Source organism: Acetobacter pomorum (assembly GCF_002738225.1).
Taxonomy (GTDB): Bacteria; Pseudomonadota; Alphaproteobacteria; order Acetobacterales; family Acetobacteraceae; genus Acetobacter; species Acetobacter pomorum.
The window spans coordinates 28,827-51,763 of the sequence record NZ_PEBQ01000144.1 but is presented as its reverse complement, the minus strand read 5'-3'; the positions used below and the strand labels follow the sequence as shown (position 1 = coordinate 51,763).

The window sequence follows — 22,937 nt, the reverse complement described above, 5'->3', positions numbered from 1 at the left end:
TTGACCATGAACATGCGCCTGTCTTGCCTTATCGGCATTCTGGTCTGTTTTGGCGTCACGTTTTGGGCGCCGCATTACCATTTGGCCGCCAAGGTTATTGGCGTTGTTCTGCTGGGGTTTGCCGTGATCACTACCTTTATTGAGGGCGAACCACCCCGCAAGGGAGAGAAAACCCCTATCTGAACAGCAAAAAGGCCAGCCCATTCCGGAGCTGGCCTTTTTTGCATCTACCTTGGTTTGTGCGCAAAACCGATCAGGCTTCCTGCCCGCGTTCGGCCAGATCATCCCGCATGGACATGGCGGTATCACGCACTACCGGCCCGTGTTCACGCTCCAGACGCCGAATGGTGAAATGCGCACGGGCCAACGCACGATAATGGTTGAAAAACGCCGTGTTTAAAGAGGCCCCACACAAGGCACCGGCCACCGGCATAAGCTGGAGGGAAAGCTTTTGCCCCAATGCCAGACCATAATGGGAAGCAACCTCGGCAATCAGCATAACAACCGGGCGGCCCCGCAGCACGGCACGGGCCGAGAAATACCCCAGCTCACTTTCATCCCCATCCCTTTTGTTGGGGAAGGCTTTTAACGCAAACACTTCCAAACATGCACGGCGCGCATCCGGGTTAGAAAGATCCTCCCCTTCCTCCCGCGCAATGCGGGCAATTTCACGCATGATTGTCAGCGTTGTAAACCCAATATCCGGGGCCAGACCGGCCAGGCCACTAAACCCGCCCACTGCGCCAGAAACGGCCACTGCAGCCTGCAATGCCGGGCCACGCCAGCGGGCTTCTGCCATCTGGCTATCTGCCGGGCCTTTCATGCCCACAATGGCTACATCAAACGCACGGGTAATGGCTGTTTCTGCCAGACCGCGCATTTTTTCTTCCATATTGGGGGCCATGCCCAAACCACGCAGGCCCAAACGCGCAGCATGCCCAACAGCGCCCCCCATAAGGTCTGCCAAACGCACCAAAACACCCCGGCCAGATTCTACATCGGCCAGAGCCTGTTCCAGTTCTGCCAGCTCACTTCCATTTAAAAGCATGGGAGCCAGGGCATTGCCTGCTGTTTCTTGTGTGCTCATTCGTGCCTCTCCTGCCTGCTGCATGCCACGCCCATTTGCGAACGAAGCAGCGACGCACTCTGGCGCCTTATTTTTCTCTATTCCGTTGTAATCATAACAGGCACAGGGCACGAAAAACAGCACCCAGCACCTTATCCACCCTGCATACGCGGCCCGCGCCGTTGTAAGGCTTGCATAAAGCCCTTACACACTCCAAAGCAGAAACACTGTTCTTCATCCAGGCGCACATCTTATTGCGGAGTATCCTGACATGACCCATCCTTCACCCATCCAGCGTTCCGTGCGGCGCTTTCTGCGGCTGGCGCCGGTGGCTGCTGCCGTTGCAACCGCTGCATGCGCCACCCCACAGCAGCAGACATATGAAACCCGGCTGGCTGAAGCACGCACCGCCCCTGATCTGTGCCAGTCTGACCGTTTCCATATTCTGGTGGCAAAAGCATGGGAAAAGGCACATGAAGCCGGTGGTGCAGATGTTGAAGATGCCTCCCCCAACCCCAACACACCTGCGCCAGCCATACAGGTGCAGGCTTCTTCCGCCATGCCGGATGTCAGCTTTCCGCCCTATTCACAACGCGCTTGCCGCATGACAGTTCAATCCGGCACGGGTGCGGCTGAAACAGGCTTTTTCACGGTGGCTTACTTCATGCACAACGGTAAGGTGGATACCTCCGTGCCGCTGTGGGATTCTGATAAAGAGGTTTCCGATTACTATAATGATCTGAAAGAAAAGATCCGCTCTGGTGTGGATATGAACAACCCCACGCTTAAAGCCTGTATGCAGCATTACCCAGCCCTGCACGCAGATAGCACAGATCCCTCTGTTCAGCAGGCCGCCATCAGCCTGCGCGCTGTGCTGGTGCGCCACTGTCTGGCAGACCATGCAGCGCTGAAGAACCTGTATTCAGACATGTACTTCATTCACCGTTAAACACATACCCCGGCATATCTGCTTTTGGGTCTGGCTGCCCTGATCTTGCATTCAGCCCCAAAAGCCGCATTGTGCGGCAGTTCTTTTTCAGCTTTCAGGATAGCTATTCCCATGCAGTATCATTCCCTTTCCCCCGATTTCGCCGTTTCCCCCCAGATTACGGTGGAAGATATTCCGCTTATTAAGGGCGCAGGGTTCAAAACCATTATCTGCAATCGCCCCGATGGCGAAGAAGCTGGCCAGCCTTCTGCCGAAACCATTGGTGAAGCCGCACGCAAGGCGGGGCTTTCCTTTATTGCCATTCCTGTTGCCGAACCGCTCACGCCTTCTTCCGATGCCGTGATTGAAACGCAGGAAGCTATTAACACCCTGCCCGGCCCCATTTTTGCCTATTGCCGTTCTGGCAACCGCTCTGCTCAGGCATGGACGATTGCAACACAGAGCTAATTCTGTGCTCTGCGCTATATGCAAAAAAGGCCGCTCCATTACGGGCGGCCTTTTTTGTTGGTGCATTTTACACGGCACTACAAAATATTGTGAACACAGGCTGTGTTTTAGGCAGGGTTTTGCCACCCACCCATGTCACACAAGATCTGCCAGTGTTCTGCCGATACCGGGCAGACTGACAAACGAGACTGCCGCACCAATGCCAGATCTTCCAGCGCCGGTTCCGCCTTGATCTGCGCCAGCGTTACAGGTTTAGGCATGGGGGCTATGGCTTTTACATCCACACACACCCATTTATCGGTTTCTGCCGTTGGGTCCGGGTAGCCTTCGCGCACCACTTCCACCACGCCAACAATGGCGCGCTGCACGTTGGAATGGTAGAAAAAGGCGCGGTCTCCCACCTTCATGGCCGCAAGATTTTTTTTGGCCTGATGGTTGCGTACACCCGTCCATGGCTCCACGTCATTGGCCACTTGCTCATCCCAGCTAAAGGCATCCGGCTCACTTTTCACCAGCCAATAGGCCATGATTATTCTGCCATCTGGCCATCACGGAACACAGTCCGCAGGGGGCGGATAATCACGCTTTCAAACAGGTTTACCTTTGCATATGGGTCTGCCGCCGCAAAACCTTCCGCCGTGGCGCGGTCTGGCGCTTCCAGCAGAACAAGGCTGCCGCAGGGGGCACCATTGGCATCCAGCTGTGGGCCAGCAAAAAGGATACCATCCTTATGGGCTTCCAGAAATGCCAGATGCTGCGCCCGTGTGGCCTTACGCAGTTCCAGCGCGCCGGGGCGATCCGTACAGGTAATGGCAAACAGCATAATTTCCTCCGTTGTGTTGTGCGGGCAAGACGCCCATGAACAACTGCATCGTGTCAAGAGGCACGGAATGTTGTAAAAGGGGACACAGGTAGTCCTTTTCCCACTTCCGCAACGGATGTGAAAGAGGAAGACCACAGGATTGAACCAGATACAGATGGAACGGACTGACTTTTGAGCGCCTCTCCGACCTTTGTCGCGCGTACCGGCAATTTTTTCCATCGGTATGCCAATCCCGGCCAGTTTCTCAAGCTGGGGGCACGCCTTCAGCCCTGGCTTACATGGCCTGCCATACTCCTTACCCTAACGGGGTTGGGCTGGGGGTTGTTTTTCTCCCCCGCAGACTGGCAGCAGGGCGATTCCGTGCGCATTATGTATGTGCATGTGCCTGCCGCCATACTGGCTTCTGCCGGATATGCCGGGTTAGCCATATGTGGCCTGCTCTCCCTTGTCTGGCGGCACCCGCTGGCTGATTTGGCAGCGGTGGAAATTGGGCCGGTGGGCGCCTCCATTACCGCATTGTGCCTTGCTACAGGTTCCCTTTGGGGCAAGCCCATGTGGGGCACATGGTGGGTGTGGGATGCACGCCTAACGTCTGTTCTAGTGCTGTTTTTCCTGTATCTGGGGCATATTGCGCTTATTCGGGCATTTGATGATCCGCAGCGTGGCTACAAGGCTGCCGCCATTCTGGCCCTTGCCGGCGCGGTTGATCTGCCCATTATCAAGTTTAGCGTGCAGTGGTGGAACACGCTGCACCAGCCAGACAGCATTACCCTTACGGGCGCGCCCACTATGTCTTCCTCCATGCTGTGGCCTCTGGCTTTGTCTGCGCTGGGCATGGGGCTTGGGTTTGCCGCCATTGTTGTGGCCCGCACCCGCGCTGCCGTGATGGAAAGCCGTATTCGCGCCCTGCTGTCCTCCCCCCGCCGTAGAGGCAACGCTGCATGACCCATCTGCCTTATATTGCCGCCAGCTACGGCCTGTTTGCCATTATGGCGCTTGTGTTTTCCATTGGCGCTGCCCTGCGCTTAAAGCGCGACCGTATCCGGCTGGCCACCCTTGAACAGAAAGCCCCCCGCAAGGCAGGAGCCGCCCCACAATCATGACTCGCAAAACCCGTCGCCTTTGGCTTGTCATTGCCTGCGTGGCGTGCCTTGGCACTGCCGCAGCTTTGATCCTGCGGGCTTTTTCTTCCGATATCGTATTTTTTGTCACACCTTCACAGGTTGTCGCCTCCCCTCCACCCAAGGATAGAACCGTCAAGCTGGGCGGCATGGTGGTGGCTGGCTCCGTACACCGTGAGCGCAAGGGTGAAACACCTGTTGCCACGTTTAACGTGACCGATGGTCAGGCCGCAGTAACCGTGCATTACGAAGGCATTTTGCCAGACCTGTTCCGTGAAGGCCAAAGCGTTGTGGCCATTGGCACGGTGCAGCCCCCGCATGATTTTGCCGCGACCGAAGTGCTAGCCAAGCATGATGAAACCTACATGCCCAAGGAAGTGGCCGAGGCCCTGAAAAAGGCCGGAAAGTGGGACCCACGCTTTGGCCCGCCACCCAGTGCTGAGAGCTGGAACCAGATGACGGTGCAGGATGCCCGCAAAAACACCGCCACCCAGCCTGCCACCAACTAACTCTACAGACCTGAAAAAGCGGGAGCCTACCCCCTGACATGCTGAGCCCCGAACTCGGACACTACGCCCTTGCGCTGGCCTGCGTGCTTGCTGCCATACAAGGTATTCTCCCCCTTATGGGTGCGCGCCGCCGCGATGTGCGGCTGATGGCACTGGCCCCCGGCCTTGCCATTGGCCAGCTTATTGCGCTGCTAACTTCCTTCCTTTGCCTGGTTTACGCCGCTGTAACAGATGATTTTTCTGTCCAGAACATTGCGGCCAACAGCGCAGTTTCCAAACCGCTGCTGTATAAAATTACCGGCGTATGGGGAAACCACGAAGGCTCTATTCTTTTATGGGCGCTTATTCTGGGCCTGTGCGGCGCAGCTGTTGCGGCTTTTGGGCGCAACCTGCCTTCCGCTTTGCGTGCCCGCGTTATTGGCGTGTTGGGTCTGGTGGCGACCGGGTTTGAACTGTTCTGCCTGACCACATCTGATCCATTTGCCCGCATCTGGCCTGCCCCCATGGATGGGCAAGGCATGAACCCCCTGCTGCAAGACCCCGGCTTGGCTTTTCATCCACCTATTCTTTACACGGGTTATGTGGGCTTTGCCGTGCCGTTTGCCTTTGCTATTGCCGCCCTACTGGAAGGCCGGGTGGATGCCGCATGGGGCCGCTGGGTGCGCCCTTGGGCTGTGGCTGCCTGGTGCTTCCTCACCTGCGGGATCGCCATGGGCTCTTGGTGGTCCTATTACGTGCTGGGCTGGGGTGGTTACTGGTTTTGGGACCCGGTGGAAAATGCCTCGCTCATTCCATGGCTCACGGGTACTGCCCTTATTCATTCCGCCATTGTGGTGGAAAAGCGCGAAGCCCTTAAAATCTGGACCGTGCTGCTGGCTATTGGCACGTTCTCGTTCTCGCTTTCCGGCACCTTCCTTGTGCGTTCGGGCATTCTGAACTCCGTGCATGCCTTTGCAAATGACCCTGCGCGTGGCGTGTTCATTCTGGGCCTTCTGGCGGTGGTCATTGGTGGTTCTCTGGCGCTGTTTGCCTATCGCGCGCCATCCCTCACTTCCGGCGGGCTGTTTGCTCCAGTCTCGCGCGAAGGGGCATTGGTGCTGAACAATATTCTGCTGTGTTCGCTCTGCGCTGTGGTGCTAACGGGCACCATGTATCCGCCGTTTATGTCCCTGCTGTTTGACCGCACCATTTCTGTGGGCAAGCCGTTTTTTGATGCCACCACCATTCCACTGGCATTGCCGCTGTTCATCTTCATGGGGTTTGGCCCCATGCTCCCGTGGAAGCGCGCACAGCTTTGGCCTATTTTGCAAAAGCTATGGGTGGCGGCTGTTATCACCGCCATTGCCTGTGCAGTTGCGGCCTTTAAGCTTTCTGGCGTTCTGCCCATCCTGTGCGCAGCGGCCGCTATCTGGATTATTACGTCTACCATTACAGATGTTGTGGAACGTGTGCGCCTGTTCCGTGCGCCGTTTGCCACCAGTGTGCAGCGTGCGCGCATGTTGCCGCGTGCCATTATTGGCACCGCCATTGCGCATATTGGCGTGGGTATTACGGTGCTTGGGCTTTCTGCCATGTCTCAGGCCCAGCATAAAATTGTGGAAGTGCCCATTGGCACCACAGAGCATCTAGCCGGGTATGACTGGACACTTACAAACGTAAAGCAGGAACCAGGGCCAAACTACACCGCTATGGTAGGCACGCTGGAAGTGCGGCGTAACGGGCACCTTATTACCGTTATGCATCCTTCCAAACGCAGCTTTAATACGCAAAACCAGACCACAACCGATGTTGCCATCCATACCAACCTGCTGGCAGATCTGTATGGTGTGCTGGGTGACAAACATGGGCCGGAGAGCAACCCCACCTACGTGCTACGCCTACATTACAACCCGCTGGCCCCGTGGATGTGGCTGGGCGCGCTGGTTATGGCATTTGGTGGCGCGCTTTCGCTATCTGACCGTCGTGTGCGTGTGGGTGCGCCGCAGCGTGCCAAATCTTCTGCCGAAATGAGTGCAGCATCATGAGCAATTCAGAAACACCTCCCAATGCATCCCGCCGTCGCCTGCTTATGGCTTTGCCATTGGCGGGGGCTGGCGTTGTTGGCGTTGCGTTTTGGAAAATGCTTTCTGGCATGGAGCATGGCTCCTTCAACCCGCATGATATCAACGCACCGGTGCTGAACCGCCCTGTGCCGGATTTTACGCTGCCAGATCAGCCCCCCATGCAGGGCTTTAACACGCAGGATTTACGCAACCTGACACAGCCCGTTCTGGTGAACTTTTTTGCCTCATGGTGCATTCCCTGCCTTGCGGAAATGCCAACCCTGATGACGCTGAAAGACAAGCTGACCATGTGGGGCATTGCCTACAAGGACAGGCCAGAAAATGCGGAAAACTTTCTTAAACATTCTGGCAACCCGTTCTCCCGCCTTGGGAGTGACCATGAAGGCCGTGTGGGGATTGAATGGGGTATTTCTGGCGTGCCGGAAACATTCCTGATCGGCCCCGGTGGCGTTATCCGCTGGCACACGGCAGCTCCCCTTACGGATGATATTCTGAGCCAGACATTGCTGCCTTTGGTTGAAAAGTTGAAAGCGCCATGAACATGCGCCGTTTTCTGGCTGCCTCCTGCGTTGGGTTCTCCCTTATCGCGGCACCTGCATTGGTGCTGGCTGTGGATGACCCCATGGAAATGCTGCCCAACCCCAAGGATGAAGCACGGGCCGAGGCCATTGGCTCCCAACTGCGCTGCCTTGTCTGCCAGAATGAATCTATTGAGGACAGCAGCGCAGGGCTGGCGCGAGACCTACGCCGCGTGGTGCGAGAACACGTTGCCAAGGGTGAGAACAACCAGCAGATTATGGATTGGATGGTGAACCGCTATGGCAACTTCATCCGCCTGAAACCCGCATTTTCGTTCAGCACCTTGTTATTGTGGAGCATGCCTGTTCTGGCCCTGCTGCTGGGGCTTGTCTCGGCCTTTATCTTCTACCGCCGCCGGGCCGCTGCCCCACCTGCTCCCCCTCCGCTGACAGAAGAAGAAAAAGCCCGGCTGGACCAGCTGACAAAGGATAAGGATAACGCCCCATGATCTGGCTTTCCATTGCCCTGCTCAGCCTGCTGGCTCTGGCCCCTGCCTGCGCCACGTTATGGAAACGCACCCGCACCGTGCGGGATGAACGCAGCGCTGCCCTTGCCCTGCACGAAGCCCAGCTGGCGGAAGTGGACCGTGACCTTACAATCGGGCTGATTGCCCCGGCGGAGCATGAAATTGCACGGCTGGAAATTCAGCGCCGTATTCTGGCAGCTGATAAGGCACCATCCTCTGCTGATAGCTCCCGCGCTGCCACCGTGGGTTGGGTTGGCCTTGGCCTTGCCCCTGTGCTGGCAGTCGGCCTGTATCTGACAAATGGCGTGCCTTCCCTGCCCGCACAACCACTTGGCCCGCGCCTTGCAACCGAGCATATGCAGGACAAGAAAAATGATGTGCTGGTTGCCCGCCTGAAACAGACACTCGCTACTCTGCCGCCGGGTGATCCGGCACTACGCCAGGGCTACCTGTTGCTTGGACAGGTTGAAGCCTCCCGCGAGCATTATGCCGAAGCCGCCGATGCGTGGAACCATGCGCTGGATATGGGGTTTGATGCTGAACTGGCCGCCCGCACGGCAGAAGCCATTACGCGCACCAACCATCAAGTGACACCGCAAGCATTGGCACTTTTCCGCAAGGCACTGGATGCCGCCCCGCAGGATGCAAAATGGCGCAGCGCTGTGCAGGCACGTATTGCACAGGGAGAGCACGATCAGGATAACCCCTGATCGGCGTTTCCCATCACATTCTAAATGCTAAAAACCACTGCCTTCCGGGGCCACCACACGGCCCCAGATTTCTTCCTTCGCCCGGCGCTGGGGTGGACGGGGCTGGCAGGAAATAAAATACAGCCCCACAACAAAAACAATATTGGAAAACGCATTAAACCACATAACTGAACTAAACGCAGCTGGTGAGGTAATGGCCTGATAAATAACGTAAAATGTAAAGGGAATGGAAATAATGCGCACGCTTATCAGCATATAACGCAGGGGGTTGGCTTTGCCCGGCTGCACCAATACACGCAAGCGGCCCAACCCAATAAAAAATGTAACGCACAAAGCCCAGACCAGCACGTTGAAGATCATGTTTCCAAAATCATTCATGCCTGTCAAAACAAACACGGCAATAATGGATACGGCAGAAAGGAGCAAAGAGCCAAGCTGGCAGCTCATCCCCACTTCAAAAGCGGTCAGACGTTCTGGCAGTTTGTCTGCCAAAGGCTGGCAGACATCATCCAGCAGCCAGCTATCCATGCGTTTAATACGTTCGCCCACATCCATGCCGTAATTCTTACCGGATTCATGCGCAGGATGCACGCCTTCAACACATATGCATTGCAGGCGTGCAGAAAATATTATGCCTGTTTGGTTTGTGCCTCAGTTTCTGGCACCACGCCCTGCGGGGTTTGTTTATCCACGGCGGCAGGCAAAAAATGTGTCAGTGCCGTCAATACGGTATCTGCCGGCAAGCCTGTTTTTTCAATCAGATTATGTACGGTATCACTGCCCAGAATGGTGCGAATTTCATCTGGTGTGGCAGGTACATTGCCACCCTGGCTCACCCATGAACGCACTTTGTCACCCAACCCGGCCTGATCTGCCCGTGTCAACAAAGCCTCCAAATTCTGCGGCTGAAGCAGAGACTGTAACTGCTGCTGCAAGGCGCTCTGCACATCAACGCCTAAGGCGCTTTCTACCTTACCAAGAATATTTTGAAGGAAATCGGACATTGCGCCTACTTTCGTTTATCTTACCCGACCTGCGAGCATAGTCTATTCGCAGTATTTTTCTATCTGGGAACATGATAGCTTATATGCGCAAGATTTATAAATAAATTTCCATCCCCTCGCGCTTTCATCGCTGGAAGATTGATAGCTGATATGCGTCTGAACCCACAAGGAAAAAGCAGGGAATCAGGCTACTCTATGTGGCGTTACTCCCTGTTTTTCGTTGTCAGGATAAAATAGTCGCCGTGCCCAGTCTCCCTATGTTTATCCTTGACCGGATCGGCCCCCTGCGCAATTTCCGCCCCCTGCACCGGCCGGGTGAACGCGGAAAGATGCCCTTTGCTTGGCTGCTCTCCCCCACCCCGGCCGCCATTGGCTTTGCTGTGCGCACCACCGCAGCGGCCCTTCTGGCCCTGGTTATTGCCCTGTGGATGGAACTGGATGACCCGCAATGGGCCGCCATGACCGTATGGATTGTGGCCCAAGGCTCACGCGGGGAAAGTCTTTCCAAGGCCCGATGGCGTCTGGTAGGCACGGCCATAGGGGTAGTGATGTCCATTACCCTGATTTCTGCGTTTAACCAGAATGCGTGGCTGTTCTTCCCCATTCTGTCCATTTGGGTGGGAACATGCTGCACCATGGCCACATTGGTGCGCAACTTCCGCTCCTACGCGCTTGTGCTGGCCGGTTACACCACAGCCATTATTGCCATTGGCGCCATTCCGCACCCCGAAAACGTGTTTATGACGGCCATGTCCCGCGCATCCTACATTGTGCTGGGCATTGTGTGCGAGGGCACGCTGGCAGGCCTGTTTGCCCATAATCTGGCCGAAACAGCCCGCCGCAATATGCGTGATAAACTGCGCACGGCCCTTTCCAATGTTTCCACCTCTGTTTCCAGCCTGCTGGCGGGGGATGAGGAAGCACTGGTGCGCTCCCGCGCCATGTTTGGCCCCCTAATTTCGATCAATGACCAGATTGAATTTTCTGAAGTGGAAATGGGCCCACACGGGCATGAAGGGGACCACGCACGCGCTGCTCTGGCGGCTGTTTCCGTGCTGCTGTCACGCGGGTTGGGCATGGCCGTGCGCCTGCAATATGTGCAGACAGACCAGCCTACTTTCCGTGAAACGGCAGCCCATGTCAGCGAGTTTCTGACCACTGTTCCCAACCGTCTGGATTCAGATGAAAGTGTGCAGGAACTGTTGCATGACCTGCAATTACTGCGCGCTGAATGTCATCAACGTGTGGTCGATGCGCTTTCGCAGGAAATTGACACAGCGTTTGATGATAACCCCGCAAACGATGCAAACATTCCCGCCCTGCTGGATGGCCGTATTCTGCACAACGCGCTGGACGAACTGCTGGGTGAGCTGGAACAGGCCATTCGGGAATATGATGCCAGCCAGCACTTTATCCGTGGGGATCACTTCCATTTCCGCCTGCAAGCCCATGTAGATAAGCGCGAGGCCGTTTATAATGGTGTGCGCGCCATGGTGGCCATTACGGCTGCCGGGCTGGTATGGGAATGTACGGCATGGCCCGCTGGCTTGGGCTTTATTACCTTTGTTGCCATTGTATGCGGGCTGTTTGCAACGCGTGAAAACCCCGTTGTGGCCTCTGCCCAATTCATGATTGGCGGCATATGGGCGGCTGTTGTCTCGTTCTTTCTGGTGTTTCTTGTCCTGCCAACAGAAGCAGATTACGAAATGCTGGTGGGCACCCTTGCCCTGCCCATGATTGCCGGCGGACTGGCAGCCCGTAACGCGGGCACGGCCTTGCATTCTGCCGCCTATACGTTGTTGTTGCCCAACTTTGTGCATCCGCTCAACCAAGGCCGACAGAACGAGGTCGCGTGGTTCAATTCCACATCAGCCGTGCTGTTGGGCGTGTTTTTTGCTGTGCTGATTTTCCGGGCCGTGCTGCCGTTCAACAATAATGCGGAACGCTGGCGTATGCGCCGTGCCATGCTGCATGATCTACGTGCATTGGCTGCCGCAGACCCCATGCCCCAGACGCGAGACTGGATTGGCCGTAATATTGACCGGTTTGCACGCCTGATCCGCCATGCCGGCCCAACGCCTTCCCCCACTATTGAAGGTTGTTTGCATGGCACATTGGCCGCCATGACCATCGGGCTGAACATTATCCGCCTGCGCACGCTGTTGAAACGTAACCAGATTCCGCCACCAGCCAAACGCGCTATTGAAATTGTTATGAAACGGATGAGCCGCTTTACCGGTAAATATGGCCATACAGCCCATGCCGCACGCGTTGCCACATCTGCCCTGCGCCGGATGGAAGCAATGGAGCCCAATATTTCCACCCGTATCGAACTGACACGCGCCATTGCCTATCTGATTGTGGTTTCGCACGAATTGGATGCCAACGCTGTGTTTCTGGATGCTTCCAAGCCTTATCGGGCTGCATAAATACTTTTTTAATCAAACCATTGAAGAGCCGGGGTTTTACTCCGGCTCTTTTTTTGTCAGATGCTCAAGGGATTGTTATAACAACCCTTCAATCTAAGGCATCTGGCTGCGTGGTTTCGTTTCTATTTCCATTCCAATGGTATCGTAGCCTGTATGCCAAAATGCAGCGCAGCCCGGCCTTTCCGCTTGCATGGCTTATTGCCCCTGCTCCGGAAAATCTGGGGTTTGCCCTGCGCACAACAGTTGCAGCCTTTATTGCCCTAAGCCTTGCCCTATGGATGGAAATGGACAGCCCCCAATGGGCCGCCATGACCACGTGGATTGTGGCGCAGAATTCACGCGGGCAAAGTCTTTCCAAAGCCAAATGGCGGTTAATTGGCACCTGCATTGGCGCTGTGGCTGGCGTTACATTTCTGGCGGCTTTTCCGCAGGAGCCGGGGCTTGTGTTTCCTTTTTTGGCCATATGGGCAGGTGGATGTTGCGCCATTGCAACATTTTTGCGTAATTTTCGTTCTTACGCGCTGGTTCTTATTTCCTTCACCACCACCATTATTGTGCTGAATGCGGCCAATCAGCCCGATAATGTGTTTATGATCGCGCTTTCGCGCACCACCTACATTACACTGGGCATTGTGTGTGAAAGCCTTTTGGCAGCCCTGTTTGCCCCCAACCTTGAAGATGTTGCCGAACAGAAAATGCGCGAGCGCCTGCTCAGCGCCCTACAGGGTGCGTGTGCGGGTGTGCAGGGGCTGTTGCGCAACCAGCCAGATGGGCTTTTACGCTCCCGCGCCTTGCTAGGCAGTATTCCCTCTCTGGCAGATCAGACAGAGTTCAGCGAAATTGAAATGGGCCCGCACAACCATGCAGGAGATCACGCACGTGCCAGCCTGAACGCCATTGCCGCCTTTCTGGCCCGTGGCATAACGCTTCGTATTCATATGCAGGCAGCCGCACCTGTGCCTCCAGATTTTCAACAGGCCATAGATGATATTTGCCAGCTCCTCACCACGCTTCCGGCAGAACTGCAACAGGATAGCACCGTAACCGCTGCCATGCGGGCATGCGCCCAAATCCAGCATTACCGCACCCATAGCCAGCAACGCGGCATAGATCGGCTCATACGTTTTCAGCTTTTGCAGCAACAAAACCAGCCCACCACGCAGCAGGAACGGCATAACCTGTTGGAAGGGCGCATTCTGGAATCTGCTCTGGCCAAACTACTGATGGCGTTGGATCTGGTTCTCAAACACTATATTGCCACCCAGGAACCCAACCGATCTGACCACTTCCGGTTTGATCGGCACCCGGAAAAGGATGTGTTCCTGGCTGCCAACAATGGCCTGCGCTCTGCTGCGGCCATTTGCGCAGGTGGACTGTTATGGGAAGTTACAGCATGGCCCGATGGCTCTACCCTTGCCATGTTTGTAGCTGTGACCACCACGCGCTTTTCTTCGTTTGAAGATCCGGTACATGCGGCCAGCGGCTTCTTTCGTGGTGCTGTGTGGGCAGCTGTTGTGTCCTTTATTCTCAGTTTTGTTGTGTTGCCGCAGCAAGCTGCTGTGGAAACGCTGCTGGCATCGCTTTTCTTCCCCATGCTGGTGGGTGGGTTGGCCTTGCGTGCGCCCGGCAGCATTGCGGGCACAGCTGCGGCCTATAACAACTTTCTGCCCTTTATGGTGGGGCCAGCCAACCAGAGCCGCATGGATGAGATAACGTGGTTGAACACCACACCCGCCGTGGTGTTGGGTATTGGGCTGGGTATATGGGTTTTTCGGCTTGTGCTGCCGTTTGATGCCGCAGGCGAACGATGGAGGCTACGCCAAAAAGTGGTGCATGATTTGCGGCAGATGGCCAAAGGTCGGCTGACATATACATCCGCGCAATGGATTGCACATTCTGGCAATAGGCTTGCACAAATTATTCGCCATGCGGGCACGCACCCCAACGCGCTGGTGGAAGCCTATCTTGCTGGCGCCATGAGCGCGATGACTATTGGCCTGCTTATTTTACGGCTGCGCAATGTTATGTCCCACCAGCTTTTATCAGCTGCACAGATGCAGCAAATTACGCATGTACTGGCAACAATCAGCCAGATAAAAGGCTATACACAGGCCCCTGCTCTGGCTGCCGCACAAGCGCTGCACGCGCTCTTGCCAGCCGCTATGGGAGAGAAAAATCTATCTCAGCAAATAGACCTTATACGGGCCATAGGTGCGCTGGAGGTTTTGCGGCATGAGTTTACAACCCATGCCACATTTATGGATGTAACGCGGCGCTTTCATCTTTCTGGCATGCCAGATCAACTGGCAGCCTAGAAAGGGTTAGTGCTGCTCCACATCATGGAAGCGGGTATAGTCAACCGCAATGCGTCCATCTGGGCGAGACACCACAATATCGACAAACCGATGGTTATTGCGCACCCGGTCAAACCGATAGGCTGTTCTGGCAAACACTGTTTGGCCCAAGGCTTCATCCGTGCCAGTAACCGTTACAATAATTTCGGCTTCTTCTGCTTCCAGTTCCGCCATTGTCTTGCCATGCAATGGGCTATCCGGCCCGATCACATGCGCCATAACAAACGCAAAACGCAGCACCGGCACATGGGATTGCACAAGCAATAACTGGTCAAACTTGCGTACCAGATGCCCGTTTTCCCCCATAACCAAACGCGAGAGCGCAACCTCTACATCCACTGAAAGGATAACGCTGACACGCAAGTTGGCAATGCGGATGCAGAGTGCGGGAATCCCGCTTTCATTACTGACAACTGCAGTATTACTGAACATGATACGCGCACGCGGGCGGGCAAAACGCGCAAATAACAGGCCCGTAGCCACGGCTGTCAGCATCATGCCGATAAACACTTCCAGCGAGACTATGGCATTTGCATAAATGCCAACGGGTGTCATGCCCCCGTAGCCTACGGTGGACAGTGTTTGCACACTAAAAAAGAACAGTGAAAGCAGAGTATGCTGGCTGTCGCTTGTGATCTGCTCAGGGGCGACCATATACAGCAGCGCAAATATGAAATTGATCAGCAGGTAGGAAAAAACCGCAACCGCCGTAAACGCGGGCCAACTTGCTGTAAGGGCGTGATGGTACAAATCTGTCCATACGCTATCCTTCAGCCCCACACGCACAACATCATGGTGGCCTTTTTCTTCCACCAACGCATGTGCGCTAAACCGCTTGGCAGCCTCACGCGCGCTTAAATGAAAATGTTTTGCGTCTTTCTTTTTCTGCGCTTTGGTGGTTCCGCCAACATCCTCCAGCGGTGTGTGGCGAATTTCCTTATCAAGCTGATTTTTCTTCCGATACCGTCGCAACAGTCTTTTCATCATCACCGCTCCACGCACCTGCCCGGTATGGGGATACGCCTATGCTGCGGTGATACACGGCACAGCATAAGCGTGCCTCAACAATTCTGCATAGAACCCCTGCAAATTCCTGCAAAAAACACATAAACACGTCACTACGCCATTAACCGCGCAATGCGTTTAGAAAACGTGCCGTTTTATAGATGGCCTTTTGAAAAACCCCTTTTTGCGCTGCTGCGCCAGCGGGGCTCCCCATCACTTCTACCTGATCCAGATGCAGCACTGTGTGCCCAACGGCCTGCACACGCACAAAGCGCGCCATAACCGGAGTAGGCAACATCACCTGCAAAGGCTCAGAATCCGCCCCACCAAAAAAAGCTTCATCCTGTTTGGCAAACACTGTCTGCCAATATGTGCCGGCCTCTGACACCAGAATATTCAGCTGCACGCAGCATTCCTTCTGATCCAGCCGATTATACAGCACAACTTCATGCACCGCACACATCTGTCCCAGATCAACCTGCCACCACGGATTATCCTCAAAATCTGTATGAAACCCGTATCCGCCGTTAATCAGCCCATCATTTCCGCCAGAGGCCTCACGCACCGCATCTTGCGACCATGACCATTGCGACACGGAAGAAACTCTGGCCGGCCGATGGCGCGAAAGAAGCGTTCCCGTATCTTTATTAAGATGAAACAGAGCGTGCTCCAGCTTGCGCAGAGCTTGCGCACTAACCTGCGGTGGCGCACTGGCCTGAAACGCACAAACCTCCGCCCAGTATTGTGGATACTGCTGCTGCACATAGGCATAGCCTTGCCGATAAACCTCTGCAAAGCGCTTGTCCTGATAATCCAAATAGGTGCCTTGCGGCGTATAGCCGCCATAAGGCCACGTTGCCCCCACTACGCCTAAGCCTGCAATAAAGCGAAAATCGTACTCGCTCATTTCCCCCAAGGCGGAAGAACGCTGTTGCCCTACGGGGCGCGTGTGTTCCACTGGCGTTGCATCCATAATCCATATATCGCGCCAGCCCAGCATCATGGGCCAAAGCAGATCCAACCCAAACCCTGTGCCCGCGCGTGAAAAACGGAGTGTTGGCAACACCTGCTGCAAAAAGTCACGATGCATGCAGGGTGCCATGATTTCTGCAAACGTAGAGGCCCGCGCAACAAAGTTTTTATTCTGCAAAGTGGAAAGGTGGCTACAGAAAGAACCCGGCGTAAGTGCCGGAGCGGCCAGCTTGGCCTTATACTGCCCACACGCGGCAAAAAAGCGGTTCCACGTCTCTGCTGTGGCAAACAGATCATCATCTGGCAAGCAGATATAGTCATACTGCTGCCAGCCATCCCATTCTGTCAGAAAACGGTAGAGACCATCCCATTTATGGCCCACCACCATCTGGCCGGGTAGGCCTTGCATCTCTATAGGCTGAAACGGGCACAAAACCAGATCCCAGTCTGGTGCGCCGCCTTTACGCCATTCTGGATGCAGGGACTGCGCACCACAACGTGCAATAATTAAATTCCGTTGCATAACCCCAGCCATACGCGCCTGATACGTTATTGCTGCGCGTCTTTTTCCTCAAAAGGCCGAAGGGCAACACCACCGGCATCACGCGCCCATGCTGCGGCATCATCTTCAGGCGGCACGTAATTCCCCTTGGTGATGGACCCATGCGCCAGTGTTTGGGCATCCATCCGGTTCAGGCTGCTAGACTGTGCTGCGGCACTTTGTGCGGCGCGTTCCCACAATGCACGAGCTTTTTGCTGATCCCCCTGTGCGGAGGCAATACGTGCTGCCAGCGCCAGTGCGCGTGCCATATCCCGATAGGCCCCATCCGCACGCCGCAAGTCTGCCGCCTGCATGGCAAGAGTTTCTGCCTGCTGGGGTGCGGATTGACGCAGCACCCGTGCCTGAATTTCCGCCTGGTCAGCCTGTTGAGTAGAAGAAAGCGGCTTTTTAAGGCTGGCAAGATACGCTGCTGCTTTTTGCAGATTCGCACTATCGGACTGTGCATCTGCCGCAAGCCCCAGCACCAGGGCTGCGCGGCCCGCCAATGCCGTATCGGATGACTGCATGGCCTGCGTGGCAGAGGAAATGGCAGAACTGTAATGGCCCAACCTGTAATGGGCTGCGGCTTCTACCAGATCAAGAGCGTAAAGCTGAGTTTGCCCCCGCGCAGCTGCGGCTTGCCGCGTGGCCTGTGTTGTTTGCAGGGCTTTATCTGGCGCGTTTGCCGCCAGTTGCGCCACAGCCAGATCATACCCGGCCTCGGTTATCGCACTCACATCATCACGCAACAAAGCCAAATCTGCTGCCTTGCGATACTGGGTCACCGCCACACTATACCGCCCCAGCTCAAAGGAATCCCGCCCTGCTGTCATGGCCTGATCCCACGCGGCATCATCCTGTGCGGTTGGCTTATCCTGCGCAGCACCGCCACACCCGACCAGTAAAAGAGGCAGACACAAAACAGCCGCAGCGGGGGAAAAATACCTCATGGCCGCACCTGCTTGGGTGACAGACGGTTATGCCTTACCACTTTTTGTCCTCCCAGCAGCCACATGCCGCGCAGCTGATCTGTCAGTTTTTCCAGCCCGTAAAGTGTTGTTTGTGCCTGTGCCAGAAGTGCTGGCAGATCTGCGGTGCTGGCATCCAGATTAGCGGCAATGCCCGGCAGATGCGGTGTGGCGCCTTTCAGATCATGCGAGGCCCCTTTCAGGTTCGCTACCGTGGCATCGGTTTTGTTCATGATACCGGAAATCTGGTTTTCAATCGGCTTCAGGCGATTAATCACCCCATTGAGCGAAACAATGGTAGCTTCCGCCTGTTTGATAAGCTGATCATTCGTCATCAACTGGCCCACTGTGCCCTTGCCGGCATGCATATCGCTAATGGTGCCATCAAGCTGTGCCATCATGTGGCGTGCACTTGCCAGAGCTGGCATGATCTGGGCCTGAATGCTGTTAAGTGTGGCCGTAATCTGGTCTGCCGGGTTAGGGGCTGGTGTGGCGCTTACAACTGCGTAGCTCCAGTCCATAGGCTCACCATGCCCACGGCTCAGATCCAGATAGGCGGCACCTGTTACAATCAACTGCTTGCGAATAATGGCCGAACTGTCACGCCGGATAAATGGCTTGGCCTGCGGATCCAGATCCACCAATGCGTACATATTGCCCGATGGATTAAGTTTGATGGAACGGATGGTGCCCGCATGGGCCCCCATAAGCTGCACATCCCCCCCAACAGTAAGACCACCCACGCCAGAAGCAGGTAACACCACACGCAGGCGCGCAGGTGGGGTGAGCCAGTCTCGCAGCACACCGGCTTCAATCACCGCGCCTGCAAAAATAACGAGGCTGAGAAGAACAAGAAAACCAACCCATTCATCTGCATAACGCAGGGAAATAAGAGGTTTTACTTTCTGTCTTAAGCGGAGCTGGAACATTATGCCATCCGTACTGCTACTAGGCCATCATCAGCAAGACGCCATGTGGAGGTAATACCCTGCCGGTAACTTTGCCAAACGGCATTGCTGCGCACCAGCCAGATTACGCCTGCCCCTCTGTCCCGCGCCTCTGTTACCGAAGAAAGGAAAGAATTATACATTTCGGGCGGGCCACCCTCCAGCGGGTCTTCCAAAAGCAGCAGATGTGGCTGCCCCATAAAAGCCCGCACGCATGAAACACGCGTAAGATCTGTATCTGAAAGCAGGGAGGGGCTAACAGTTGGCACTCCCGGCAGCCCAAAATCTTCTGACCGCCGCACCGCTTCTGCCACCAGATCATCCAGCGTGCGGGTGGTATGGTGCAACTGCTGCAAAATAATACCCAGATGCGTGGGCATAAACTCCGCCCAGCTGGCGCGGCGTGTAATACGCCCTATGCGCCCACGTAGGGCATTAAGTTCCCGATCCTGCAGGTTTGCCCAGTCCAGCCCCATAAAGCTGACCTGCCCACTTTCCAGCTCCACCATGCCGCTACACATATCGGCAAACATGGTGGCGCGGCTTGGGTCCCGCGCTTCCACTATCATACATTCACCGGGCATCAGCTTCATGTTGAAAGGGATTGGGGGCAGCCCACTATCCTCAAAGGAGGGTACTGCCTTGTTCAATTCCAGAAGTGGGCCTGCTGCATATGTCTCCATCTTACAGATCCAGACTGAACAGAACGCTCACCATCATCACAATCAGCATCCCGCGGGAAAAGCCGCGTGGCAGCAGCGTGCGCAGTGAATCCTCGTTCGTGGCGGTCAGGCCTGTCAGACAGCCGCCAAGCCCCACCACAAAACCAACCATGATGAATTTAAGCGGAATAACGGCATAATCCGTAACCGACATGGCCGCTGCCACATCATCTAGAAAAGTCCAGATCGGGTTGGTGATCACGCCAGAAATACGGCTGATAACATACCCTGTTATCAGCGATGACATGGAAAACAGAATACCCAGCGTAAACCCGGCAACAGTAAACGCCAGCGTGCGGGGCAAAACCAGCATCAGAAACGGGTCCATACCCACGGACTGCATGGAGCGCACCTGCCCACCAATAGTAAGCAGCCCCAGTTCCGTGGCGGACAACATGCCATTACGCCCCAGCAGCAGAATACCTACCAGAATGGGTGCAATTTCACGGATCACCACATTCACCAGAATGGAGCCGGTCATTTTGGCAAGTCCGGTCAGACCCAGCCAGTAAATCACCTGCGAAACAGCAGCCACACCTGTCAGCATACCGGCAAACAGAGATGCGCTCACACCGCCGCCGATAATGTTGTTCATGGTGGTTACAAATTCGTACCGCACTGTGCGGCGCCATGCGTGGGAGCGGAAGCTTTCAAAAATAACGCCCCAGCCTGCCCCCAGCACAATCAGAAAAAACCGTGCCTGTTTGCGCACAAGCCGGCCAACCCACGCCAGCTTCCTGCGTATCCATTCATGCAGGGGAACACGCTGGGCCGGCTTGTGGGCATCTGTTTGCAGAACCAGATCCGGTTCATCATCCGACGGCATATGTGGTGGGCCGCCCGTTTGCTGGCTACCGCTCATCGCCTTGCCGCCAATGTATAAGCACGCCCCAGACCCAGATGTGGCGCAAAGAAGGTGCCCCGGCTACGGAACAGGTATCTGTCACGCAGCACAGCGTACACACGTTCTGTAACCTGAATGGTGCCAGGATCTGCTGCCCCTGCAGCCATCAGCTCGGCCAAGGAAACTGTCTGCCCCCACAGGTTGAACACTTTGGGGGAGTTACCCACCGCGCCACCAAATGCCGGGCCGTAATCAATACCCATGGTAAACACAGGTTCCAGATCTGCCGCAGCCAAGGATGCCATAAAGATTTCACGCATTTTAAGCGCGGCATCTGCAACACGCACAATGGCTGTAACATCCGGCTGGGGCAGACACCCTGCCGTGCAGATCATACGGTGGCCGGCCACTTCCACGGCAAACAGTTTTTCTTCCTGCGCAACAGACTGCACATCCGCCGCCAGCTGGTTGATCAGCGCAATCAACGCCTCGGTTTCTTTCTCACCTTCTACAACAGGGTCGGAGAACGTAATGACCAGCACAGCCACTGAGGGATAAATGCTGGCAGAATTTACAGCGGCTGCTTCGGGCGCCATCATCAGCATATTATCGGATTGCGGCGGCGGCACATCCAGCGCGGCAACCTGCTGCCCGGCATCCACAATTTTACCTGCCTGACTATCCAACAGTTGGGCCTGCGCTGCAAAACGCAAAGCCGCCACCCCTGCCATAAGATCCAGGAAGTAAAGCAGGTGCGGTTGCAGGTGCGGATCTTCCAGCATAATCGCGCCTTCCACACCGTGTGGGCCGTGCACAGGGCAAACAGTCAGCGCCTTGGTGCCCAGCTCACGCATGATAAGGCGCTCAAACCGTGTGGTGCGCGGATCCACCGCCGCATTTTCAACTGAAAACGCGTTGCCCTCTTCTATCGCGGCAAAAAATGGTCCCAGTTCCGTGCGGGCCATTTCAAATCCACCAGAATGCGTGTTCTGCGTTTGATCATACGCATCTTCACACACCATCGCGGCGCCATCATGCAAAAAGCGCCACAGCGTGGCACGGCGCGCACCCGTTACAAGCGTAAGCTGCTCTGTCAGGCTAAGCGGTTCCACTGTGGGGTCAAACAGACGAGGTGCAACAGCCACCACCTGCACGGCAGAGCTTTCACGCTGGATCTGCGCCTTCTGTTTTTCCAGCAGACGTGTGCCGGCTTCTGTCCGCCGAACCTGACGCACCAGCAAACCGGCCAACACAAGCGAGAAAACTGTGATAATGGCCAAAAACTGCAAGCTCTGATGGCTGCTCTGGCGCGCGAAGGAGCCGAAATCACTTTCGGGCGCGGCCATCAGCAAGACCCAGCTATCGGAATAGCGCGGCAAGGATGCGGCAATGGTAATGTAATCTTTGCCATCCCACGTAACATGCCGCGGGCCAACACCGCGCACCCGGTAATGATCATACCCCAGCGCAAAAACCGGATAGGCGTTCCGGTCCAGCACCATTTTATCGGGGTCCCAGCCAGCTGCCTTGGCCTGCTGAGTCAGATTTTTTCCGGCAATCAGCAGGCCATGACTATCCACAATCATGGCAGAACCGGTTTTGCCAACCTTGATCTGATCCAGATAGGAGCTGAGCTCATTAAGCGAAATATTGGTGGCAAACACCATTGTATGGCCAGCATCGGTCTTGAACCGTAAGGAACTGGTCATAACAAACTGGCTGGTGGTGGGGAAAAGGTGCGGCTTTGTCCAGGTTACCTTGTCTGTACCGGCGGTATTCTTGTACCAGTCCCGCGTGCGTGGATCATAGCCTTTGGCGTCTTCTTCCGTTTCAGAAATTTTCTGCCCGCTCTCATCCCAGAACGCATGATGAAAATATGTGTGGCCGTTTTTTTCAATCAGACGCACATGTTCCTGCACGCCCTGTTGCGCTGCACGGGCGATGAGCATGAAATGCCCTTCATCATCCGCCAGATAAAAGGACTGAAGCTGTGGAATCTTGCGCAACATGGTGCTGCCGTAGGAATAGAAAACCTTATCTTCTACCTGTGCAGGGGCATGCTCGATCATGCCAGAGGCAATCAGGTTACCTGTGGCGGCTGGCAGGATGTAATCCGTAACCTGCTGCACAATATATTGTTGTACGGCACCCATAAGCTGGTGCGTAAGGGTGGAAACACCTTCCTTTGTGGTGCGGTAGGAATTGATGCCCACCAACGCAATGGCCAACACAGCCATAACCGTAACAACAAATGGCAGGACAAGATGCAGCAGAACCCTTCGGACAGAAGCATCGTGCTGGACTGTGGGATCTATGATCTCTTCAGAAGACACGAGATAAGGTTCCGCTGCTTTACCGGTTATTCAGAACCTGAAATTTGACAGACAGGTGCACCCGGCCAGACTTATCCACCGCGCC

General features: G+C 55.5%; 24 protein-coding genes. 12 read left to right on the top strand and 12 right to left on the bottom strand.

The window, feature by feature from the left end:
* The first annotated feature begins 6 nt into the window (after positions 1 to 6).
* On the top strand, positions 7 to 183 hold the full coding sequence (locus tag CSR02_RS16640) for a hypothetical protein (RefSeq protein ID WP_167384131.1): 177 nt from the start codon (positions 7 to 9) through the stop codon (positions 181 to 183).
* 70 nt (positions 184 to 253) lie between these two features.
* Here CSR02_RS16640 and CSR02_RS10415 read toward each other — a convergent pair whose 3' ends face one another.
* Entirely contained in the window at positions 254 to 1,111 is an 858-nt protein-coding gene (locus CSR02_RS10415) for an EcsC family protein (RefSeq protein WP_099541599.1), read from the bottom strand.
* A 226-nt stretch (positions 1,112 to 1,337) separates the two neighbouring features.
* On the opposite strand from CSR02_RS10415, the gene CSR02_RS10410 reads away from it, so the two are divergent.
* Both CSR02_RS10410 and CSR02_RS10405 read left to right on the top strand, forming a co-directional pair.
* On the top strand, positions 1,338 to 2,015 hold the full coding sequence (locus CSR02_RS10410; protein WP_042786772.1) for a hypothetical protein: 678 nt from the start codon (positions 1,338 to 1,340) through the stop codon (positions 2,013 to 2,015).
* Positions 2,016 to 2,126: 111 nt separating this feature from the next.
* Positions 2,127 to 2,462, top strand: coding sequence for a TIGR01244 family sulfur transferase (locus tag CSR02_RS10405; RefSeq protein WP_042786773.1), 336 nt, complete (start codon positions 2,127 to 2,129; stop codon positions 2,460 to 2,462).
* A gap of 107 nt (positions 2,463 to 2,569) precedes the next feature.
* On the opposite strand, the gene CSR02_RS10400 is transcribed toward CSR02_RS10405, so the two are convergent.
* Positions 2,570 to 2,989 carry an EVE domain-containing protein gene (locus CSR02_RS10400; RefSeq protein WP_099541598.1) on the bottom strand — a complete coding sequence of 140 codons (420 nt, stop codon included), beginning with the start codon at positions 2,987 to 2,989 and terminating at the stop codon, positions 2,570 to 2,572.
* 2 nt (positions 2,990 to 2,991) lie between these two features.
* Positions 2,992 to 3,285 (bottom strand): YciI family protein, encoded by a 294-nt coding sequence (locus tag CSR02_RS10395; protein WP_042786775.1) that lies wholly within the window; start codon positions 3,283 to 3,285, stop codon positions 2,992 to 2,994.
* A 171-nt stretch (positions 3,286 to 3,456) separates the two neighbouring features.
* On the opposite strand from CSR02_RS10395, the gene CSR02_RS10390 reads away from it, so the two are divergent.
* Genes CSR02_RS10390 through ccmI form a run of 7 tightly spaced genes read left to right on the top strand, consistent with a single transcriptional unit; the run spans position 3,457 to position 8,733 of the window.
* Positions 3,457 to 4,230, top strand: coding sequence for a heme ABC transporter permease (locus CSR02_RS10390; protein ID WP_042786776.1), 774 nt, complete (start codon positions 3,457 to 3,459; stop codon positions 4,228 to 4,230).
* Entirely contained in the window at positions 4,227 to 4,388 is a 162-nt protein-coding gene (locus CSR02_RS16635; protein ID WP_162853386.1) for a hypothetical protein, read from the top strand. Before CSR02_RS10390 ends, CSR02_RS16635 begins: the two co-directional genes overlap by 4 nt.
* Entirely contained in the window at positions 4,385 to 4,915 is a 531-nt protein-coding gene (ccmE, locus tag CSR02_RS10385; RefSeq protein ID WP_042786777.1) for a cytochrome c maturation protein CcmE, read from the top strand. Before CSR02_RS16635 ends, ccmE begins: the two co-directional genes overlap by 4 nt.
* A gap of 38 nt (positions 4,916 to 4,953) precedes the next feature.
* A complete protein-coding gene (locus CSR02_RS10380) occupies positions 4,954 to 6,939 on the top strand; it encodes a heme lyase CcmF/NrfE family subunit (protein ID WP_099541597.1) in 1,986 nt (661 codons plus the stop codon).
* Positions 6,936 to 7,517 (top strand): DsbE family thiol:disulfide interchange protein, encoded by a 582-nt coding sequence (locus tag CSR02_RS10375; protein WP_006116088.1) that lies wholly within the window; start codon positions 6,936 to 6,938, stop codon positions 7,515 to 7,517. The genes CSR02_RS10380 and CSR02_RS10375 overlap by 4 nt, the downstream gene beginning before the upstream one ends.
* On the top strand, positions 7,514 to 8,005 hold the full coding sequence (locus tag CSR02_RS10370; RefSeq protein ID WP_042786779.1) for a cytochrome c-type biogenesis protein: 492 nt from the start codon (positions 7,514 to 7,516) through the stop codon (positions 8,003 to 8,005). The genes CSR02_RS10375 and CSR02_RS10370 overlap by 4 nt, the downstream gene beginning before the upstream one ends.
* On the top strand, positions 8,002 to 8,733 hold the full coding sequence (ccmI, locus tag CSR02_RS10365; RefSeq protein ID WP_099541596.1) for a c-type cytochrome biogenesis protein CcmI: 732 nt from the start codon (positions 8,002 to 8,004) through the stop codon (positions 8,731 to 8,733). The genes CSR02_RS10370 and ccmI overlap by 4 nt, the downstream gene beginning before the upstream one ends.
* Positions 8,734 to 8,760: 27 nt before the next feature.
* On the opposite strand, the gene CSR02_RS10360 is transcribed toward ccmI, so the two are convergent.
* A complete protein-coding gene (locus CSR02_RS10360; protein WP_099541595.1) occupies positions 8,761 to 9,288 on the bottom strand; it encodes a hypothetical protein in 528 nt (175 codons plus the stop codon).
* A 74-nt stretch (positions 9,289 to 9,362) separates the two neighbouring features.
* On the bottom strand, positions 9,363 to 9,737 hold the full coding sequence (locus CSR02_RS10355; RefSeq protein WP_042786782.1) for a YidB family protein: 375 nt from the start codon (positions 9,735 to 9,737) through the stop codon (positions 9,363 to 9,365).
* A 242-nt stretch (positions 9,738 to 9,979) separates the two neighbouring features.
* On the opposite strand from CSR02_RS10355, the gene CSR02_RS10350 reads away from it, so the two are divergent.
* Both CSR02_RS10350 and CSR02_RS10345 read left to right on the top strand, forming a co-directional pair.
* Complete coding sequence (locus CSR02_RS10350) at positions 9,980 to 12,166, top strand: FUSC family protein (protein WP_183172565.1); 2,187 nt, start codon at positions 9,980 to 9,982, stop codon at positions 12,164 to 12,166.
* Positions 12,167 to 12,276: 110 nt separating this feature from the next.
* Positions 12,277 to 14,481: an FUSC family protein gene (locus tag CSR02_RS10345; protein WP_099541770.1), complete on the top strand. Its 2,205-nt coding sequence runs from the start codon at positions 12,277 to 12,279 to the stop codon at positions 14,479 to 14,481.
* 6 nt (positions 14,482 to 14,487) lie between these two features.
* Here CSR02_RS10345 and CSR02_RS10340 read toward each other — a convergent pair whose 3' ends face one another.
* From CSR02_RS10340 to CSR02_RS10310, 7 genes are all read right to left on the bottom strand, one after another.
* The gene (locus tag CSR02_RS10340) at positions 14,488 to 15,522 is read right to left on the bottom strand and encodes an ion channel (RefSeq protein WP_183172566.1); all 1,035 of its coding nucleotides are present in this window, start codon (positions 15,520 to 15,522) and stop codon (positions 14,488 to 14,490) included.
* 124 nt (positions 15,523 to 15,646) lie between these two features.
* On the bottom strand, positions 15,647 to 17,020 hold the full coding sequence (locus CSR02_RS10335; RefSeq protein ID WP_099541769.1) for a discoidin domain-containing protein: 1,374 nt from the start codon (positions 17,018 to 17,020) through the stop codon (positions 15,647 to 15,649).
* A gap of 26 nt (positions 17,021 to 17,046) precedes the next feature.
* Positions 17,047 to 17,988 carry a hypothetical protein gene (locus tag CSR02_RS10330; RefSeq protein WP_099541592.1) on the bottom strand — a complete coding sequence of 314 codons (942 nt, stop codon included), beginning with the start codon at positions 17,986 to 17,988 and terminating at the stop codon, positions 17,047 to 17,049.
* A complete protein-coding gene (locus CSR02_RS10325; RefSeq protein ID WP_042786785.1) occupies positions 17,985 to 18,935 on the bottom strand; it encodes an MlaD family protein in 951 nt (316 codons plus the stop codon). Before CSR02_RS10325 ends, CSR02_RS10330 begins: the two co-directional genes overlap by 4 nt.
* A complete protein-coding gene (locus CSR02_RS10320; protein WP_042786786.1) occupies positions 18,935 to 19,636 on the bottom strand; it encodes an ABC transporter ATP-binding protein in 702 nt (233 codons plus the stop codon). Before CSR02_RS10320 ends, CSR02_RS10325 begins: the two co-directional genes overlap by 1 nt.
* Before the next feature lies 1 nt (position 19,637).
* Entirely contained in the window at positions 19,638 to 20,537 is a 900-nt protein-coding gene (locus CSR02_RS10315; protein WP_042786787.1) for an MlaE family ABC transporter permease, read from the bottom strand.
* Positions 20,534 to 22,852 carry an adenylate/guanylate cyclase domain-containing protein gene (locus CSR02_RS10310; RefSeq protein WP_099541591.1) on the bottom strand — a complete coding sequence of 773 codons (2,319 nt, stop codon included), beginning with the start codon at positions 22,850 to 22,852 and terminating at the stop codon, positions 20,534 to 20,536. The genes CSR02_RS10315 and CSR02_RS10310 overlap by 4 nt, the downstream gene beginning before the upstream one ends.
* Positions 22,853 to 22,937 lie beyond the last annotated feature (85 nt).